The organism is Lysobacter sp. cf310, assembly GCF_900114355.1.
Lineage (GTDB): Bacteria > Pseudomonadota > Gammaproteobacteria > Xanthomonadales > Xanthomonadaceae > Lysobacter.
Genome location: NZ_FOSS01000004.1, coordinates 43,534 through 61,728 on the forward strand (window position 1 = coordinate 43,534; position 18,195 = coordinate 61,728).

Sequence of the window (18,195 nt, forward strand, 5' to 3'; positions counted from 1 at the left end):
TGCGCATGCGCCTATTGCCCTGTCTGCTGCTGACCCTGTGCGCGCTCGCCGCGGCGGCCCCGCCCGCGCGCGCCGCCGACGACGCAGGCGCCGCGCGCACCCTGCGCAGCGGCGGCAACGCGCTGCAGGTCCGGGTGGAAGGCGTGTCCGACCCCGAGCGGGTGGCGCTGCTGCAGCGCTGGGCCGCCGAATGCGGGGACGCCGCGCTGACCGCGTTCGGGCGCTATCCGCTGCGCACCGCGCAGGTGCGGATCCGCGAGATCGACAGCCGCGACCCCAGCCCGGTGCCCTGGGGCCAGACCCGGCGCGACGACGGCGTGGCGGTGCTGCTGTTCGTGCGCCGCGACGCCAGCCTGGCGCAGCTGCGCGCCGACTGGACCGCGGTGCATGAGCTCTCGCACCTGTTCCACCCCTATCTGGGCCGCGAGGGCCGCTGGATGGCCGAAGGCCTGGCCAGCTACTACCAGAACGTGTTGCGCGCGCGCGCCGGCCTGCTGACCCAGGACCAGGCCTGGCGCGCGCTGGACGCCGGCTTCGGGCGCGGCCGTCGGCTCGGCGCGGGCGCGGCCCTGGAGGAGCTGGGCCGCGGCGGCACCATGCGCGTGTATTGGGCCGGCGCGGCGTACTGGCTGGAAGCGGACCTGGCCTTGCGCCGCGAGCGCGGACTGGACCTGGACACGCTGTTGTCGCGCTACGCGCGCTGCTGCCTGGACGCGAGCGCCGACGACATGGACTCGGGTTCGCCGCAGGCGTTCGCGACCGAGCTCGATCGCCTCGGCGGCGACGGCGTGTTCATGCGGCTGTACCGGCGTTATGCGCGCTCGCGCGAGTTTCCGGATTTGAGCGCCGCCTATGCCGCGTTGGGGCTGGAGGCCGATGGCGGCGTGCTGCGCTATTCGACGCGCGCCGATGCCTCGGGTTTGCGCAACGCGATCATGAGTCCGCGCAAGCCCGACGCGGCGCGCTGAAGCTGTCGGCCCGGTTCGGCGCATCGGCGCGTCCGGCGCTGCCGAACGCCGCGGCTCCGGTGATAGATTGCGACGGTACGCGTTAGGCCATGGATTCGGCAGAGACGCCGCTGGCTGCCGGAACCACTCAACCGCATAGCGGCATCGGACAAGGAGTCTTACAGATGCACAAGATCTTGCTTGGCGCGGCGATCGCGCTGATCGGCCTGGGAATGAGCTCCAGCGCGAATGCCTGGCCGCCGCCGACCGCGACCTGCGACGCCTCCAACGCGGGGGCGCAAACCGCCACCCCGTTCGGCTCCGGTTACATCGTCTGGGAATGCGACGGCAGCCAGTGGTACTTCATGCTGCAGTACGTCTGCGACTCGAACGGCAACAACTGCATCCCGCTGTGATGCAGCGCGCTCCGAGCTAGAGCGCCGGACGCAGGGGCGAGCGCCTCTGCGTCCCCCCGCCCGTCGCGCGCCGCGGCGCGCGCGGGACCCGGCCGGCGCCCCTCGCCGGCTCAGTGCGCCGGCTTGGCCTTGGGCGCGTGCGCCATCAGCTTGTCGGTCATGGCGATGCCGATCGCCGAGACGATGAAGACCATGTGGATGATGGTCTGCCACATCACGCCGGTGGAGGTCGAAGTGGTGCACTTGGCCACCACGTCCTTCATGCCCGCGGCGACCGCGTCGGCGGCCGCACGGCTGGCGTTGATCGCCTCCAGCGTGTTGCACATCGGCAGGCCCAGGTCGCCGGCGGCGATGAAGGTCTTGAGCAGGTGGATCGAGGAGATGCCGATGATCGCCATCGCCAGCTTGACCTTGAGCACCGAGGCGTTGACGTGGCTCAGCCACTCCGGCTGGTCCGGGTGCCCTTCCAGGCGCAGGCGCGAAACGAAGGTTTCGTAGCCGCCCACGATCACCATCACCAGCAGGTTGGAGATCATCACCACGTCGATCAGGCCCAGCACGATCAGCATGATCCCCTGCTCGTTCAGGGTGTTGGCGCCGTGGATCAGGTGCCACAGTTCCTTGATGAACAAGAACACGTAGACGCCTTGGGCGACGATCAGGCCCAGGTACAACGGCAGCTGCAGCCAGCGCGAGCTGAAGATCAGCGCGGGCAGCGGATTGAGGCGTTCGGTACGCTCGACGGTCATGCGAGGGCCTGGCGGGCTGGTGTCAAAGGCCGCCCAGGGTAACGGCGCGCCCATGACCGCGCCAAGTCGCCGCCTGAACGAAGCGCCCCGCCAGCGCGGCCGCACGGCCGGAACGCGGCGTTCCCCACCGGCCGGGACCGCCGCCCGGCGCTGCGCTTACACTCGCCCTTCGTCCCCGCTCGGCCCGCCCATGATCGACCTGTACTACTGGCCCACGCCCAACGGCCACAAGATCACCCTGTTGTTGGAAGAAGCGGGGCTGGACTACCGCATCCGCCCGGTCGACATCGGCGCCGGCGACCAGTTCAAGCCCGAATTCCTGGCGATTTCGCCCAATAACCGCATGCCCGCGATCGTCGACCACGCGCCCGCCGACGGCGGCGCGGCGATCGCTGTGTTCGAGTCCGGCGCGATCCTGCATTACCTGGCCGCCAAGATCGGCAAATACCTGCCCGCCGATACGCGCGGCCGGGTCGAGGTCGACGAGTGGCTGTTCTGGCAGGTCGGCGGCTACGGCCCCATGCTGGGCCAGAACCATCACTTCAACCGCTACGCGCCGGACAAGATTCCCTACGCGATCGAACGCTACGAGCGCGAGACCCAGCGCCTGTACGGCGTGCTCGACCGCCGCCTGGCCGGGCGCGAGTACATCGCCGGCGACGCGCTCAGCATCGCCGATTTCGCCTGCCACCCCTGGGCGCATGCGCATGCCTGGCACTACATCGACCTGGCCGACTATCCCCAGGTGCGGCGCTGGCACGACGCCCTCGCCGCCCGTCCCGCGTTCCAGCGCGCGTATGCGCTGGAGCAAACCTATCGCCCGTCCCGCGAAATGACCGACGAGGCGCGCAAACACTTGTTCGGAACTCCGGCCCGCACCGCATGAACACTCCCCACCTCCGTCGCGGCCTCGCCGCCTGCCTGTTGCTCGCCATGTCGCTGACCGCCGTCCCCGCGCTCGCTCAGAACGCTCCCGAAAAACTCACGCTCGAAGCCCTGGCCGGCGACGCCCCGCTGTCGGGCCCCAGCCTGACCAAGCCGCGCATCGCGCCCGACGGCAGCCGGGTCGGCTTCCTGCGCGGCAAGGAGCGCGACAAGAACCGCCTGGACCTGTGGGCCTACGACATCGCCAGCGGCACATCGAAACTGCTGGTGGATTCCGACGACGTGCTGCCGGGCGCGGAAGTGCTCAGCGACGCCGAGAAGGCGCGCCGCGAGCGCCAGCGCATCGCCGCGCTGTCGGGCATCGTCGATTACCAATGGTCGCCCGACGCCAAGACCCTGCTGTTCCCGCTGGGCGGCGAGCTTTACCTTTACGACCTGAGCAAGACCGGCAAGGCCGCGGTGCGCAAGCTCACCAACGGCGAAGGTTTCGCCACCGATCCCAAGCTCTCGCCCATGGGCGGTTACGTGAGCTTCGTGCGCGGCCGCAACCTGTGGGTGATCGACCTGGCCGACGGCAAGGCCACCCAGCTGACCAGCGACGGCAGCGACACCATCGGCAACGGCATCGCCGAGTTCGTCGCCGACGAGGAAATGGACCGCCACACCGGCTACTGGTGGGCGCCCGACGATTCGGCGATCGCGTTCGCGCGCATCGACGAAAGCCCGGTGCCGGTGCAGAAGCGCTACGAGGTCTATCCCGACCGCACCGACGTGGTCGAGCAGCGCTATCCGGCCGCGGGCGACCGCAACGTGCTGATCCAGCTGGGCGTGATCGCGCCGCGCGGCGGCGAACCGCGCTGGGTCGATCTGGGCAAGAACCGCGACATCTATCTGGCCCGCGTCGACTGGCGCGATGGCCGGCACCTGACTTTCCAGCGCCAGTCGCGCGATCAGCACCTGCTGGAACTGATCGAAACCGATCTGGACAGCGGCAAGCAGCGCACCCTGGCCAGCGAACGCGCCCAGACCTGGGTGCCGTTGAACAACGACCTGCATTTCCTCAAGGACGGCCGCATCCTGTGGAACAGCGAGCGCAGCGGCTACGAACACCTGTATCTGTTGTCCGCCGACGGCCGCAAGGCCACGCCGCTGACCTCCGGCGACTGGCCGGTGGACAGCGTGCTGGCGGTGGACGAGGACGCCGGCCAGGTCTACTTCGCCGCCGGCAAGGACTCGCCGCTGGACGTGCAGATCTACCGCGTGGCCCTGAGCGGCGGCGCGATCGAGCGCCTGTCCAAGAGCGACGGCATCCACAACGCCAGCTTCGCGCGCAATGCCAGCGTCTACGTCGACAACTGGTCCAACCCGCTGACCCCGCCGCAGCTGGAGCTGTACCGCAACGACGGCAGCCGCATCGCCGCGTTGATCGACAACGACCTCGCCGACGCCAAGCATCCCTACGCGCGCTATCGCCAGGCCCACCGCGAAATCGAGTTCGGCAGCCTGACCGCGGCCGACGGCAAGACCCGCCTGCAGTACAGCGTGCTCAAGCCCAGCGGCTTCGACCCGGCCAAGCGCTATCCGGTGGTGGTCAACGTCTACGGCGGTCCGGCCGCGCAGACCGTCAAGCGCGCCTGGGCGCCGGACTTCAACCAGTACCTGGCCCAGCACGGCTATGTGGTGTTCTCGATCGACAACCGCGGCACGCCGCGGCGCGGCGCGGCCTTCGGCGGCGCGCTGTACGGCAAGCAGGGCACGGTGGAAGTCGCCGACCAGCTCAAGGGCGTGGCCTGGCTGAAGTCGCAGCCCTGGGTGGACGGCGAACGCATCGGCGTCTACGGCTGGTCCAACGGCGGCTACATGAGCCTGATGCTGCTGGCCAAAGCCAGCGACGCCTATGCCTGCGGCGTCGCCGGCGCGCCGGTCACCGACTGGGCGCTGTACGACAGCCACTACACCGAGCGCTACATGGGCCTGCCGGACAAGAACGTCGCCGGCTACCGCGAAGCGCGCGTGCTCGAGCACATCGACGGACTCAAGTCGCCGCTGCTGCTGATCCACGGCATGGCCGACGACAATGTGCTGTTCAGCAATTCCACCGTGCTGATGAGCGCGCTGCAGCAACGCGGACAGCCTTTCGAGCTGATGACCTATCCGGGCGCCAAGCACGGCCTCAAGGGCAAGGACAATCTGCACCGGATGCGCATCACCGAAAACTTCTTCGCGCGCTGCCTGAAGCCGTGAGCGCACGCGCATCGCGGCGTTGGCGAGCGGCGCTGGCCGGGGCTGCGCTGATCGTCGGCGTCGCCGCGCAGGCGCAAACACCGACGCCGACACTGGGTGCGACCGAGAGCCAGGCACGCGCGATCATCCATGCGCGCCTGGTCGCCTCGCCGTACAAGATGTCCGAGCGCGCGCGCAGTGGCCGCATCCGCTACGCGATCGCGTTCGAGCCGGCCCTGTCCTGGCCCTGGCCGGCCACCGGCGAGCAACGCGTGCAGGTGCGCGACCTCACCGACGCGACCGCGCTGATCGATGTCTGCGTCGACTGCGGGGCCGAACCGGCGCCGGACGCGGCCGAGCTGCAGCGCTATCTCGCGCCCAACGCCTGGATCGACAGCGACGAACGCAGCGTGCACGCGTTCGCACGCCAGCACGCGCGCGGCCAGGGCGTGGAGCGCCGCATGCAGTCGCTGGTCAAGGCCGTGCAGCAGCACATGAACGGCCCCATCGCCTACCGCGACTATCTCAGCGCCTCGCAGGCGCTGGCCTCGCGCGGCGGCGACTGCACCGAATTCGCGCTGCTGCTCGCCGCGCTCGGGCGCGCGCAGGGCATCCCGACCCGTATCGCTTACGGCATCGCGTACTCCAGCCGCTTCACCGGCGAGAGTCATGTCTTCAGTCCGCACGTGTGGACCCAGGCCTGGAACGGCCAGCGCTGGGTCAGCTACGACGCCGGCCTGGGCCGCTTCGACAGCGGCCATATCGCACTGCGCATCGGCGACGGCCTGCCGCAGGACGGCGCGGGCGTGATGTCGGCGATCGGTCGCCTGAAAGTGATCGAAGCGACCGGCGTGATCGACGGCGCGCGCTGAGACGCAGGCTTATCGGGAGCGACGGGCGACCGTATCCTCAACTGTCTGCACCAGCGCGGGGGCGGCGTCCAAACCGGCGACGTCGCGCATTGGCAATTCGGGCAGCTCGCTGTCGTCGACCCACTCGGCGTCGCGCGGATCGCTGACGCCACCGGTGATCGTGATGAACTCGAGCTCGGTCGGTTCGCATTCCACAGTCTCGGCGACCGGCAGCAAAGGCGCGGTGGCGACCGGCGTGGCGGAGGGTTCGATGGTCGTCGGCGCCAACAGCGACGGCGGATCAGCGGCGAACGCACCGCCCGACACCAAAGTCGCGGCGATCGCGATGCCGAAGCCGGCGCCGCGACGCAGCGGGGCCGGCCTGGGGACACGGTAGGACACGCAGATCGGCCCGAACGCCGCCTGCAGCAGCGTACGTCGCTCCGCCTCGCTCAAACCGTCCAGGGCATGCACCTGGGTCTTGCAATGGCCGCAGTAACCGTTCAAGCGACGCAGTTCGTCGATGCCGAGCGGGCAGGGCTGGTCGATCTTGGGTGCCAAGGCCATGGCGAGCGTTCCTGCGAGGGTGGGATACGGTCGTTAACGGCTAACGCGTGGAAACGGGGTTGCCCTTGCGGTCGACGGCGTCGGCGCGATCGAGCGCAGCCGTCGCGTCGTCCAGCGCGGCGGCCTCGCGCATCGGCAGTTCGGGCAGATCGCTGTCGTCGACCCAGTGCGCGTCCTGCGGATCGCTGACGCCGCCCACCGTGATGAACTCCAGGCCCGGATCTTCTTCCTCGCAATTCTGGACCGGCGCGGGTTCCAGCAGGGGCGACGCGGCGGAAACAGGCGTGGCCTGCTCGCTCGCTGCGACGGGCAACAAGGAAGGCGGATCGGCCGCGAACGCGCCGCCGGAGACCAGGGTGGCCGCAATCGCGATCCCGAAGCCGGCGCCGCGACGCGAGACGCTGCGGCGAGGCGTGCGGTAGGACACGCAAATCGAGCCTTCGGCCGAGCGCAGCAAGGCCCGGCGTTCGTCGTCGCTCATCGCATCCAGCGCATGCACGTGTTTGTCGCAGCGCCCGCAGTGGCCGTCCAGCCGGCGTTGCTCGTCGATGCCCAACGGACACGGCGAATCGATCTTCGGCACCTGAGCCATGGCATCCCCCTCTTTCCTGCGTTTTACCACGGCGCCTGCGCCCCGGCGTACCGCCTTGGCGCGAAGCCCAGGACTGCGGATACTGCGTCCATACGCACTAGGGAATGTCCGCATGTCCGTCGTCCCGCCGCCCCTGCCCCAGCGCGACTGGGCGCAACGCAATCGTCTGTGGCTGCTGCCGCTGCTGGCGGTGCTGTGCCTGGTGGTGCCGCTGGCCATCGTAGGCGGCGTGTTCTCGATGATCATGAAGGACATGAAGTCCCACCCTGCCTACGTCGAAGCGGTGACGCGGGCGCGCAACGATCCCCAGGTCGCCGCCGCGCTGGGCAGGCCGATCGAGACCGGCATGTTCGTGATGGGCAGCGTCAGCGGCAAGGACCAAGGCCATGCCTATCTCGAGATCCCGCTGGTCGGCGCCAAGGCCGAAGCCAAGCTGACGGTGGCGGCGCTCAACGAGGGCAAGGGCTGGGAGTACGCGACCATGCTGGTGCGGCTGGCGGACGGACGCGAGATTTCGCTGATCCCGACCACCGCGCCGGTCCTGGGCGAGTCGTCCGGCCCACCCGGCTGCGACCGGCCCGCGTCCGATGCCGACGATTCCGAGGCTTCCGGCGACGCCGACGACGCCTGATTCGCGGTACGTGACCTACGGCGCATGCCCGCGCCGGGCTTGGGGCCTATGGTCGGCGGACCTCCCACCGGCCCTCCGTCGCCCATGAAGACCCTCGCTCTCGCGATTTCCCTGGCGCTGCTCGCGCCGACCGCCGCGCTCGCCGCGCAGGCGGCCGCCAAACCCGCCGCTGCCGCCACGAAACCCGTACCGGCCTGGGTCACCACCAGCAACGGCTACGCCCAGATCCTGCTCAAGGCGCAGGGCGAGTTCGCGCCGGAGCAGATGTCGTTCTTCGGCGTGCCCGGCTTCGACGAGCGCGTCGCCGACCTCAAGCCCGATACCGGCAAGCGCTATCGCGCCACCATCGCCCAGGCGCGCGAGGAGCTGCGCGGCAAGCTCCAGCTCGAGCGCAACCCGGACGTGCGCCAGGACCTGGAGATCATGATCGCCGCCGCCGATCAGAGCATCGCCGGCAGCGAGATCAACGAACGCCTGACCCTGCCGTGGAACGACGCGCCGCAGATGGTGTTCCAGGGCATGCAGGGCCTGCTGTCCGATCAGACCCCGCCGGAGCGTCGCGCGCGCGCGCTGGCGCGCCTGAAGAACTACGTCGGCCAGGGCGCCGACGCCACGCCGATCACGGTGCTCGCGCGCCAGCGCTACGAAGAGCGCGCGACCGATGCCGCCAAGCTGCGTCCGACCAAGCTGGAGGTCGAGCAGGCGCTGGGCAACGTCGAGACCTACGCGGCCGGCATCCGCAAGCTGTTCGAGAAGTACAAGATCGCCGACGCCGAGCCGGCGCTGAAGGCGATGGAGCAGCAGTTCAAGGACTACGCGGCCTGGGCGCGCGCCACCGTGCTGCCGCAGGCGCGCACCGACAACCGCCTGCCGCCGGAGCTGTACGCGTTCGGGCTCAAGCAGTACGGCATCGACGTCGACCCGCAGCTGCTGATCCGCCGCGCCCAGGTCGAGTTCATGGAAACCCGCGCGGCGATGCGCCAGCTCGCGCCGCTGGTCGCGCAGGCCAAGGGCTTGAGCGGCATCGACGGCCACGACTACGTCGCGGTCATCGGTGCGCTGAAGAAGAACAGCATCCCCAACGATCAGCTGGAAGCGCGCTACCGCACGGTGATCGACGCGATCGATCCGATCATCCGCAAGGAGAAGATCGTCGACGTACCGCAGCGCCCGATGGTGATGCGCCTGGGCAGCGAGGCCGAATCGGCGGCGCAGCCGGCACCGCATTTCCTGCCGGCGCCGCTGATCGGCAACACCGGCCAGCAGGGCCAGTTCGTGCTGCCGATCGCCGTGCCGAATCCCGACGGCAGCAGCCTGCACTACGACGACTTCAACTTCGACTCGGTGGCCTGGACCCTGTCCGCGCACGAGGGCCGTCCCGGCCACGAGCTGCAGTTCACCGCCATGGTCGAGCGCGGCATCTCGCTGGCGCGCACCATGTTCGCGTTCAACTCGGTCAACGTCGAAGGCTGGGCGCTGTACGCCGAAGCCGAGATGGTGCCGTACGAGCCGGTGGACGGTCAGCTGATCGCGCTGCAGTTCCGCCTGATGCGCGCCGCGCGCGCGATGCTGGACCCGATGCTCAACCTGGGCATGACCGACCGCGAAAGCGCGGGCAAGGTGCTGCGCGAGCAGGTCGGCCTGTCGCCGGCGATGACCAAGCAGGAACTGGACCGCTACACCTTCAACGCGCCCGGCCAGGCCGGCAGCTACTTCTACGGCTACAGCCGCATCCTCGAGCTGCGCATGGAAACCGAGCTGGCGCTGGGCGACAAGTTCGACCGCCTGGCGTTCAACAACTTCCTGCTCGACCAGGGCCTGCTGCCGCCGGACCAGCTGGCCAAGGCGGTGCGCGAGAACTTCGTGCCGGCACAGCGCAAGCGCTGATCGGTCGCGAGCCACAGGCCGCGGGAGCCCGTCTCCCGCGGCCTGTTCGTTTCAGGCCGTCGCGCACCGCCGCATGCGCTTGCGCGTCGGCTCAGTAATTCAAGGTCGGCGTCAGCAGATGCAGGCCGAACACGAAGCCGACCAGGAGCGTGCAGGCCAGCGCGATCAGGCCGGCGCCCAGGCGATGCCAACGGTCGCGCGGCGCGCGCCAGACCTGGATCGCGTTCGCGATCGCGAGCGCGGCGATCGGCAGCGACAGCAGGGCCAGGCACTGGGCGAGGCGGATCCAGCCGTCCAGGCCGCCGTCGAGCAGGGCCATGTCGGCATCGGCGCGCGCCAGCAGCCATAGCCACAAACCGGCCATGGCCAGGTTCGAGAGCAGGCCCAGCCGCGTCGCCAGGCGCAGGCGGCGCGCGCGCCGATCCAGGGCCAGGCGCTGGCCGTAGTGGCGACGCAGCAAAGCCGCCGACGGCCACAGCAGCGCCATCAGGGCATGCACCGCCAGCACGCCCAGCAACAAGGGCAGCGACCAACCCGCCGAACGCCAGGCCGGCACCGGCTGCAGCCATACCGCCGGCGGATGCGCATCGCTGGCGACCGCGATCACCCGACCGCGATCGAGCTTCGCGGCCAGCAGCGCGTCGCCGTCGACCTCGCGCCAGACATAGGGCCGCACCTCGCGCCAGCGTCGCGGCCGATCGTCGGCGCCGCGCAGCGACGAGACCGTCAGGCTGCCGTCGTCGTGCAGCGCGATCCGGGTCTGCGACAGATAGCCGGCGAGCGCGAAGACGTTGTCGAACGAGCCGCGGCTGCTTTCGTAGCGGCCGACCAGTTGGCGGCCGTGCGTTGCGGCGCTGGCCAGGGTCGGCTCGGGTTTGCCCGCACGCGGGAAATAGCGCTGCTTGAAGCCGCGCACCACCTCGCGACGCAGCGCCGCCGCGCTCGCGGCCGGTCCGTCCACCGACACGAACAAGCCGACCTGCGACTGGGGAAACAGCAGCAGACTGCTCTGGAACGCCTCGGTGGCGCCGTCGTGACCGATCGTGAGCACACCGTTGTGGTCGTTGCGGAAGTAGCCCAGCGCCATCGCGTTCAAAGCCGGCAACGCGCGATACGCCGGCGCGTGCATGCGTCGCGCGGTGTCGGGCTGCAGCAGCACCGCTTCGCCCAGGCGGCCTTCGCCGAGCTGCATCAGCATGAAGCGCGCCATGTCATCGGCCGAGGCCGACAGGCCGCCCGCGGGCGCCGGATTGACCAGCTCGAACGCGCGCGCCGGCGCGTGGCGGCCGTCGCGGTAGGCGCCGGCCAGGTCCGGCGCCAGCGCCTTGGGCAGCGGCTGGCGGAAGCTGGAGCGGTACATGCCCAAGGGGCGCAGCACTTCGGCCTCGATGTAATCCTCGTAGCGCTGACGGGTCACGCGCTCGATCACATAGCCGGCCAACGCGGCGCCGTAGTTGGAATAGGCCGGCACCTCGCCGGGCGCGAACACGCGCGCGGGCTGCACCGACTTGAGATAGCGCGCGTTGCCGCGCAGGGCGCGCGCATCGGCCGCGAACAGATGCTTCAGCGATTCCTCGAAGCCCGCGGTGTGCGTCATCAGCTGGCGCATGGTCACCGGCCGGCCGCGGTAGGGCGGAATCTTGAAATCCAGGTAACGGTTGATATCGGCGTCCAGGTCGATGCGGCCGCGTTCGACCTGCTGCATCACCGCGGTCCAGGTGAACAGCTTGGACACCGAGCCCGGACGGAACAGGGTGCGCGCCGGATCGACCGGGGTGCGGCGGGCGACATCGGCATAGCCGTAGCCCTTGCTCAGCAACAGGCGGCCGTCCTTGACCACGGACAAGGTCACGCCGGCGATGTCGCTGCGCGCGAGCGCGCTGCCGATCACACCGTCGAAGTAGGCCAGGGCGTCGGCGGCGTCGAGCTGCGGCGCGACGTCGGCCTGCAGCGCGATGGCGTCGCCGGGCGCGAGCGCGACCGGATCGGCCAGGAATTCGGGCAAGGGGATCGGCGCTTCCTCTATCGGCGCGACCGCGAGCGCCTCGGCGCCCTCCGGGGCCGCGGCCGGATCGGCGGCCTCGGGCGCGACGGGCGGCGCCAGCGGCACGGCCTCGCTGCCGGCGCTGCGACTGGGCGCCACGCCGGGGCGCGGGGTTTCCTGCTCGAACACCACCGCGGCGGGATCGGCCGCAGCCGGCACCGGCTCGTCGGGCGCGGACGCGTCCGCCGGCGGCGGTACGGCGGCGGCTTGCGGCGGCGCGGCCTGCGCGGCGGCGGCCGGTGGGGCCGCGACGGCCGGCGGCGGCCGCAGCCCCGCGATCGCCAGCGCGAACACCAGCGAGCACAGGCCGACCCGACCCATCAGCGACTCCAGCGACTTGGACACCACGACACCCCCTGTGCCGCGATCGGCGGCGCGCCACATCCTAAGCGCCAGAGCCCGCCGCGACCGCGATTGCGGTAGGATTTTGCCATTACGGACAAACGTTCTCCAAAAGGAATGCGGTGCATGATCGCTTGGCAGGCCTCTCGTCTAGGCCCTAAAGTTCGGCCATGACCTCGACTACACGCGCAGCACGCCCCAAGCGTGACCCGAAAGGCAGTGTCTCCGGCATCGCCTCGCAGCCGGGCGACACCCTGCGCGCCTTGCGCACCCAGCGCGGCTGGACCCTGTCGGAACTCAGCGATCGCACCGGCCTGCCGATCTCGACCCTGTCCAAGGTCGAGAACAACCGCATGTCGCTGACCTACGACAAGCTGACCCGCATCAGCCGCGGGCTCGAGATCGACATCGCCGATCTGTTCGGCTCGTCCTCGCAAGCTTCGGCGCCGCAGCAGGTGCCGACCGGACGGCGCAGCATCACCCGCGCCAACGAAGGCTTCGCGATCGACACCGACAACTACGGCCAGCGTTTTCCGGCCTCGGAGCTGCGCCAGAAGCGCTTCACCCCGATCGTGGCCGAGATCCGCGCGCGCTCGCTGCAGGAGTTCGGCGAACTGATCCGCCACCCGGGCGAGGAATTCGCGCTGGTGCTGGAGGGCTCGCTGGAGCTGCACACCGACCTGTACGCGCCGGCGCGTCTGGAAGTGGGCGACTCGATCTACTTCGACAGCAACATGGGCCATGCCTATATCGCCGTCGGCGACGCGACCTGCCGCGTGCTGTCGGTGTGCACCGAATCGGAACCGCCCGAAAGCCTGCGCGCGACGTATCAGGCCGGCGCGAGCAACGCGCGCGGCCCGAGCGCCGCCACCGCGAGCCGACCCGCGCCGACCCGGCGCCGCGCCGCCGGCTGAGCCGGCGCGTCGCGGTCGCGCGCCAGCGCCTCCGCCAATCCGATTCGCCCTGAAAACAGCGCCGAATCGTGCGCGCGGCGGCTGGGTGCCGACTCGCTTTCTCGATCGGAAAACAGCCGCCGCAGCGTAAATCCTTGCCGCACCCCCCTACCTCGCGCAGCGCGACCGCGCGCCCAAAAGCGCAGACCCGACGCGGCTCAGCTCACCCGCGACAGCATGCGGCGATGGCCGATCAGGCGCGCCCAACGCGCGCCGATATCGCTCATGCACACGTAGGCGGCCTCGCCGGCCAGGCGCAGCAGCATGCGCGGGCCCAGCTGCAATCGCGGCTCGGCCGCGCACAGTTCCCAGTCGAAACCGAGCTGGCGCGCGAACAGCGCGCAGCGCGCGAGGTGATAGCGGCTGCTGAGCAAGGTCACCCGCGAGCGCATGCCGTCGCCCAGCAGATGGCGGGCGTTGCGCAGGTTCTGCAGGGTGTCGCGCGATTCGGCCTCCAGGCGCAGCGGCGCGTCCGGCGACAGGCCGCGCGCGAACAGGCCGCCGCGTGCGACCTCGGCTTCGCTGGGCTCGTCCGGCGCGCCGCCGCCCAGCAGCACCACGCTGGCCGGCGGACGCTCGCGCCACAGCGACACCGCGCGGTCCAGGCGCGCTTCGAAATCGCGGTCGATGCGGCCGCGCGGCGCGTGCTTGCCGAACAGCAGCACGCATTCGCCGAGCTCGGGCTGGCAGGGCGCGTTGCGCGCGACCCGCAGCACGTGCACGAAGTAACCGACATAGACCAGGCCCGCGCTCAGCGCGCACACCGCCGTGGCGACCGCGCAGGCGTGCAGCACGTCGCGATCGCCGAACAGGGCCAGGCGGTGGGCGGTACGGCTGGACATGCGCGCAAGCGAAGGAATGACGGCGGGATGCGCAGTCTACGCCCCCGCCCGGGCGTCGCCGCGTGCCGTCGGCCCGCCCCGCCGCAAGCGCACAGCAAGCTGAACGCCGCGGCGTAATCGCTGCACGCCGCGCTGGCTATACTCCGGCCTCATCTCGCCCGGAGTCCTGCGTGTCGCTTGAGTCGTTGCCGCCCCCGCCCATGCCCGCGCTGGCGATCCGCGCGTACACCGCGACCACCGCCCTGGGCCGCGGTCGCGAGGCCCAGGCCCAGGCCCTGCGCGAACGCCGCGGCGGTCTGCGCCGCAACGACTTCGGGCCCGATCCGCTGGACTGCTGGATCGGCCGCGTCGACGGTCTGGAAACCCTGGCCCTGCCGGCCGAACTGGCCGACTGGGACTGCCGCAACAACCGCCTGGCCTGGCTGGCCCTGAACCAGGACGGCCTGCCCGAAGCCCTGGCCGCGCTGGTCGCGCGCCGCGGCGCCGAGCGCGTGGCGGTGGTGCTGGGCACCTCCACGGCCAGCATCGGCGCCACCGAGGACGCCTATACGCGCCTGGTCGACGGCCAGTTCCCCGCCGATCTGGCGCGCGCCGAAGTCCATCAGCCGCATTCGCTGGGCGGTTTCGTGCAGCGCGCCACCGGCCTGCGCGGCCCCTGCGTGACCGTGGCCACCGCCTGTTCGTCCAGCGCCAAGGTGTTCGCCCAGGCCGCGCGCCTGATCGCCACCGGTTACGCCGATGCGGCCCTGGTCGGCGGCGTCGACACCTTGTGCGGCAGCGTGCTGTTCGGCTTCAACTCGCTGCAGCTGGTCGCCAGCGAACCCTGCAAGCCCTTCGACGCCGCGCGCGTGGGCCTGTCGCTGGGCGAAGCGGGCGGCTACGCCCTGATCGAGCGCGTCGACGGCGACGACGCCGGCGCGCTGCAATTGCGCGGCTACGGCGAATCCAGCGACGCCCACCACATGTCCGCGCCGCACCCGCAAGGCCTGGGCGCGCAGCTGGCGATGCGCGACGCGCTCGCGCGCGCCGGTATCGACGCGGGCCAGGTCGGCTATCTCAACCTGCATGGCACCGCCACGCCGGCCAACGACCAGGCCGAGGCGATCGCGGTGGCCGCGCTGTTCCCCGCCAGCCTGCACGCCAGCTCGACCAAGGGCTGGACCGGCCACACCCTGGGCGCGGCCGGGATCGTCGAATCGGCGATCGCGCTGCTGGCGCTGGAGCGCGGCGAATTGCCCGGCATCCTCAACAGCGTCGTGCCCGATCCGGCGTGCGGCCCGCAGATCCGTTTCGACAATGCGCACAGCCCGATCCGTTACGCGATGAACAACTCCTTCGGTTTCGGCGGCAACAACTGCTCGCTGGTGTTCGGCCGCGCATGACCGCCCTCGCCTACATCGAAGGCCTCGCCTATTGGAGCCGCGGCCTGCCCTCGTGGAGCGCGGCGCGCGACTACGCCGGCGGCGCCGAGGCGCTGGCCGACGCGCCCGCGCGGCCGTCGCCGCAGCTGCTGCCGGCCAACGAGCGCCGACGCGCGCCGGAAACCGTGGCGGTGGCGCTGGACGTCGCGCTCGCCGCCTGTCAGGCCGCGGGGCGCGACCCGGCCACGCTGGCCTCGGTGTTCGCCTCCGCGCACGGCGACCTGGCGATCACCGACTACATGTGCGCGACCCTGGCCGCGGATCCGCGCGCGATCTCGCCCACCCGCTTCCACAACTCGGTGCACAACGCCGCGGCCGGCTACTGGACCATCGGCGCCGGCTGCATGCGCGCCGCCACCGCGATCAGCGCCGAGCGGGCCAGCTTCGCCCAGGGCCTGATCGAGGCGATGGCGCAGTTGGGCGACGATGCCGAGGCGGTGCTGCTGGTGGGCTACGACGGCGAAGCCAGCGGCGCGCTGGCCACGGTCGCGCCCAGCGTCGGCCTGCTCGGCGGTGCGCTGGTGCTGTCGCGCACGCCGCGCGCGGGCGCGGTGCGCATGCGTGCGCAGCTGCGCGACGGCGCGGCCGATGCCGGCGGCGCGCTCACGCGACGTTCGCAGGGCAATGCGATGGCGGCGATGCTGCCGCTGTTCGACGCGCTGGCAGACGCGAGCGCGCGCGTGCGCCTGGCCGCGGGCGCCGGCCGCGTGCTGGAACTGGAGCTCGCCCATGACTGAGTCCGGGCGCCCGGAACGCGACAGCATCGCGGTGGTGATCCCCGCGCTCAACGAATCCCTGCGCATCCGCGAGACCGTGCTCGGCGCGCTCGCGCATTGCCCGAACGTGATCGTGGTCGACGACGGCTCCGACGACGGCACCGCCGAATGCATCGCCGATCTGCCGGTGACCCTGCTGCGCCACCCGCAGCGCATGGGCAAGGGCGCGAGCCTGCGCGACGGTTTCCGCGAGGCGCTGCGGCGCGGCTATGCCGGCGTACTGACCATGGACGGCGACGGCCAGCACGACCCCGCCGATCTGCCGCGCCTGCTGGCCAGCGCGCAACGCCATCCGGGCTGCATCGTGATCGGCGCGCGTTTGCGCAAGCGCGCCTCGGCGCCGGTGTATCGGCGCCTGGCCAACGAATTCGGCGACTGGGGCATAGGCTGGGGCTGCGGCTACCGCATCGCCGACAGCCAGAGCGGCCAGCGCTATTACCCGGCGGCGGTGTGCGCGCTGGACCAGGTGCCCGGCGAGGACTTCGTGTTCGAGGCGCAGATCCTGATCTCGGCCGCGCGCCGGCTCGGCACCGGCGTGGTCTCGGTTCCGATCGAATCGCGCTATCAGCAGGCCGACACCGAGGTGCGCTTCCGCAAGAGCCACTTCCGCCCGCTGCGCGATCTGTACCGCATCACCTCGCACGTGGTCGCCCAGGTCTGGGGCTACGGCGACGTGATCGAGGAATACTGGCGCACCCGCGCGGCCGTGCCGGTGATCGACGACCCCAGCGGCGAATTCGCCGCCCGCCGCGAACGCGACCTGCCCGCCGAGCCGCGCTGAGCGCGCGAGCGCGTCCGACACCGGAAGCCGCACCGATGACCCATACCCTGCTGCTGCAACTGCTGGTGATCCTGGTGGTGGCGCGCGCTTGCGGCGCGGTGCTGAAGCGCTTCGGCCAACCCGCGGTGGTCGGCGAGATGGCGGCCGGTTTCGTGCTCGGGCCGGTGGTGTTCGGCGCGGTGCTGCCCGAGGCGCATGCGGCCTTGTTCGCGCCGGCCTCGCTGCCGGCATTGGGCTCGTTGTCGACCTTGGGGCTGGTGTTGTTCATGTTCATCGTCGGCGCCGAACTGCGCGCGCCCGACGGCGTGCGCGCGCAGTTGCGCGAGGCCGGCGCGGTCGGTCTGTTCGGCGTGCTGCTGCCGGTGATCCTGGGCATCGCGGTGTCGCCCTGGCTGCATCCGCTGGCGCCGGCCGGCGTCGGCTTCTGGCCGTTCGCGCTGTTCATGGCCGCGGCGATGTCGATCACCGCTTTCCCGGTGATGGCGCGCATCCTCAAGGACCGCGGCCTCAGCCAGACCCGTCTGGGCCGGCTCGCGCTGGGCTCGGCCGCGATCGCCGACGTGTTCGCCTGGATCGTGCTGGCGCTGGTGGTGGCCCTGGTCGGCAGCGGCGAAGGCGTCTGGGGTTTCGCCAAGATCTGCATCGGCCTGCTGGCGCTGCTGGCCCTGGCCTTCGGCGTGCTCAAGCCCGCCTACGCGGCCCTGCTGCGCCGCTATGCGCCCGACGGCCATCCCTCGGTGGCGATGCTGGCCGCGCTGGTGATCGGCCTGCTCGCTTGCGCCGCGCTGACCGAATGGCTGGGCCTGCACGCGGTGTTCGGCGCCTTCGTGTTCGGCGCCTGCCTGCCGCGCGACGACCGTCTGCTGCGCACCCTGACCGAGCGCCTGGAATACGCGGCGGTGGTGATCCTGATGCCGATCTTCTTCGCCCTGGCCGGCCTCAACACCCGCGCCGAGGCCTTCGTCGGCGCCGGCCTGGGCGCCTTGGCGCTGATCCTGGTGGTGGCGGTGGCCGGCAAGATCGCCGGCGGCGCGCTGGGCGCGCGCATCGCCGGCTACGGCTGGCGCGACAGTCTGGCCACCGGCGCGCTGATGAACGCGCGCGGGCTGATGGAACTGATCGTGATGAAGGTCGGCCTGGACGCGGGCCTGATCGGACCGGAACTGTTCACCATGCTGCTGGCGATGGCGATCGCGACCACGGTGATGACCTCACCGCTGTTGAGCCTGTTCGCCGGTCGTGCGGCTAGCGCGGACGCGCCGCGCGCGCAGGGCACGCGGCGCTAGGA

Annotated in this window: 17 protein-coding genes; 12 read left to right on the forward strand and 5 right to left on the reverse strand. The window is 70.9% G+C overall.

The features are described from left to right. The first annotated feature begins 5 nt into the window (after nt 1-5). Together BMZ45_RS14670 and BMZ45_RS14675 are read left to right on the forward strand one after the other, a co-directional pair. Nucleotides 6-968, forward strand: coding sequence for a M61 family metallopeptidase (locus BMZ45_RS14670; protein WP_175489085.1), 963 nt, complete (start codon nt 6-8; stop codon nt 966-968). Nucleotides 969-1,132: 164 nt separating this feature from the next. Continuing rightward, on the forward strand, nt 1,133-1,363 hold the full coding sequence (locus BMZ45_RS14675; protein ID WP_091637304.1) for a hypothetical protein: 231 nt from the start codon (nt 1,133-1,135) through the stop codon (nt 1,361-1,363). A 110-nt stretch (nt 1,364-1,473) separates the two neighbouring features. Here BMZ45_RS14675 and BMZ45_RS14680 read toward each other — a convergent pair whose 3' ends face one another. Next, nucleotides 1,474-2,112, reverse strand: a complete 639-nt coding sequence (locus BMZ45_RS14680; protein WP_056177824.1) for a TIGR00645 family protein — start codon at nt 2,110-2,112, stop codon at nt 1,474-1,476. Between the two features lie 190 nt (nt 2,113-2,302). Between BMZ45_RS14680 and BMZ45_RS14685 the strand changes: the two genes are divergently transcribed. The 3 genes from BMZ45_RS14685 to BMZ45_RS21850 are packed head-to-tail and all read left to right on the forward strand — an operon-like array spanning nt 2,303 to nt 6,092. Then, nucleotides 2,303-2,998: a glutathione S-transferase N-terminal domain-containing protein gene (locus tag BMZ45_RS14685; protein ID WP_091637305.1), complete on the forward strand. Its 696-nt coding sequence runs from the start codon at nt 2,303-2,305 to the stop codon at nt 2,996-2,998. Between the two features lie 47 nt (nt 2,999-3,045). Then, nucleotides 3,046-5,241 (forward strand): S9 family peptidase, encoded by a 2,196-nt coding sequence (locus BMZ45_RS14690; RefSeq protein ID WP_091637742.1) that lies wholly within the window; start codon nt 3,046-3,048, stop codon nt 5,239-5,241. Then, nucleotides 5,238-6,092, forward strand: coding sequence for a transglutaminase-like domain-containing protein (locus BMZ45_RS21850; RefSeq protein ID WP_091637306.1), 855 nt, complete (start codon nt 5,238-5,240; stop codon nt 6,090-6,092). Before BMZ45_RS14690 ends, BMZ45_RS21850 begins: the two co-directional genes overlap by 4 nt. Before the next feature lie 9 nt (nt 6,093-6,101). Here the strand turns inward: BMZ45_RS21850 and BMZ45_RS14700 are convergent, their stop codons facing one another. Further along, nucleotides 6,102-6,638 (reverse strand): hypothetical protein, encoded by a 537-nt coding sequence (locus BMZ45_RS14700; RefSeq protein ID WP_091637307.1) that lies wholly within the window; start codon nt 6,636-6,638, stop codon nt 6,102-6,104. 40 nt (nt 6,639-6,678) lie between these two features. Then, nucleotides 6,679-7,230, reverse strand: coding sequence for a hypothetical protein (locus BMZ45_RS14705; RefSeq protein WP_091637308.1), 552 nt, complete (start codon nt 7,228-7,230; stop codon nt 6,679-6,681). A gap of 112 nt (nt 7,231-7,342) precedes the next feature. Here BMZ45_RS14705 and BMZ45_RS14710 point away from each other — a divergent pair, with 112 nt between their 5' ends. After that, the gene (locus BMZ45_RS14710; protein WP_175489087.1) at nt 7,343-7,861 is read left to right on the forward strand and encodes a cytochrome c oxidase assembly factor Coa1 family protein; all 519 of its coding nucleotides are present in this window, start codon (nt 7,343-7,345) and stop codon (nt 7,859-7,861) included. 84 nt (nt 7,862-7,945) lie between these two features. Beyond that, nucleotides 7,946-9,748: a DUF885 domain-containing protein gene (locus BMZ45_RS14715; RefSeq protein ID WP_091637310.1), complete on the forward strand. Its 1,803-nt coding sequence runs from the start codon at nt 7,946-7,948 to the stop codon at nt 9,746-9,748. Nucleotides 9,749-9,839: 91 nt separating this feature from the next. Here BMZ45_RS14715 and BMZ45_RS14720 read toward each other — a convergent pair whose 3' ends face one another. Continuing rightward, the gene (locus BMZ45_RS14720; protein WP_139215526.1) at nt 9,840-12,137 is read right to left on the reverse strand and encodes a serine hydrolase domain-containing protein; all 2,298 of its coding nucleotides are present in this window, start codon (nt 12,135-12,137) and stop codon (nt 9,840-9,842) included. A 167-nt stretch (nt 12,138-12,304) separates the two neighbouring features. Between BMZ45_RS14720 and BMZ45_RS14725 the strand changes: the two genes are divergently transcribed. Next, the gene (locus tag BMZ45_RS14725) at nt 12,305-13,048 is read left to right on the forward strand and encodes a helix-turn-helix domain-containing protein (protein ID WP_091637312.1); all 744 of its coding nucleotides are present in this window, start codon (nt 12,305-12,307) and stop codon (nt 13,046-13,048) included. Nucleotides 13,049-13,245: 197 nt separating this feature from the next. On the opposite strand, the gene BMZ45_RS14730 is transcribed toward BMZ45_RS14725, so the two are convergent. Further along, nucleotides 13,246-13,929, reverse strand: coding sequence for a YdcF family protein (locus BMZ45_RS14730; RefSeq protein WP_091637313.1), 684 nt, complete (start codon nt 13,927-13,929; stop codon nt 13,246-13,248). Between the two features lie 200 nt (nt 13,930-14,129). Here BMZ45_RS14730 and BMZ45_RS14735 point away from each other — a divergent pair, with 200 nt between their 5' ends. The 4 genes from BMZ45_RS14735 to BMZ45_RS14750 are packed head-to-tail and all read left to right on the forward strand — an operon-like array spanning nt 14,130 to nt 18,193. Then, nucleotides 14,130-15,311: a beta-ketoacyl-[acyl-carrier-protein] synthase family protein gene (locus tag BMZ45_RS14735; protein WP_091637314.1), complete on the forward strand. Its 1,182-nt coding sequence runs from the start codon at nt 14,130-14,132 to the stop codon at nt 15,309-15,311. Further along, nucleotides 15,308-16,087 carry a beta-ketoacyl synthase chain length factor gene (locus tag BMZ45_RS14740; RefSeq protein WP_091637315.1) on the forward strand — a complete coding sequence of 260 codons (780 nt, stop codon included), beginning with the start codon at nt 15,308-15,310 and terminating at the stop codon, nt 16,085-16,087. Before BMZ45_RS14735 ends, BMZ45_RS14740 begins: the two co-directional genes overlap by 4 nt. Then, the gene (locus BMZ45_RS14745) at nt 16,080-16,907 is read left to right on the forward strand and encodes a glycosyltransferase family 2 protein (protein WP_091637316.1); all 828 of its coding nucleotides are present in this window, start codon (nt 16,080-16,082) and stop codon (nt 16,905-16,907) included. The genes BMZ45_RS14740 and BMZ45_RS14745 overlap by 8 nt, the downstream gene beginning before the upstream one ends. Before the next feature lie 35 nt (nt 16,908-16,942). After that, the gene (locus BMZ45_RS14750; protein WP_091637317.1) at nt 16,943-18,193 is read left to right on the forward strand and encodes a cation:proton antiporter; all 1,251 of its coding nucleotides are present in this window, start codon (nt 16,943-16,945) and stop codon (nt 18,191-18,193) included. The last annotated feature ends 2 nt before the right edge of the window (nt 18,194-18,195 follow it).